Genomic DNA, 418 nt, shown 5'->3' on the forward strand with positions numbered 1-418 from the left:
TTTATAGGATTGGCTCCACCTCGCGGCTTCGCTTCCCGTTGTACCAGCCATTGTAGTACGTGTGTAGCCCAAGTCATAAGGGGCATGATGATTTGACGTCATCCCCGCCTTCCTCCGGTTTGTCACCGGCAGTCATTCTAGAGTGCCCACCCRAAGTGCTGGCAACTAAAATCAAGGGTTGCGCTCGTTGCGGGACTTAACCCAACATCTCACGACACGAGCTGACGACAACCATGCACCACCTGTCACCTCTGTCCCGAAGGCCGCCTCTATCTCTAGAGGATTCAGAGGGATGTCAAGACTTGGTAAGGTTCTTCGCGTTGCTTCGAATTAAACCACATACTCCACTGCTTGTGCGGGTCCCCGTCAATTCCTTTGAGTTTCAGTCTTGCGACCGTACTCCCCAGGCGGAATGCTT

The 418-nt window shown here is 53.2% G+C and carries 1 rRNA gene; it reads right to left on the minus strand.

What is annotated here, in order from left to right:
* A 16S ribosomal RNA gene (locus AB4124_RS34130) occupies positions 1–418 on the minus strand; the annotation flags it as partial.

Origin of the sequence: Paenibacillus sp. 2KB_20 (genome assembly GCF_052115765.1) — a bacterium.
GTDB lineage: Bacteria > Bacillota > Bacilli > Paenibacillales > Paenibacillaceae > Paenibacillus_AQ.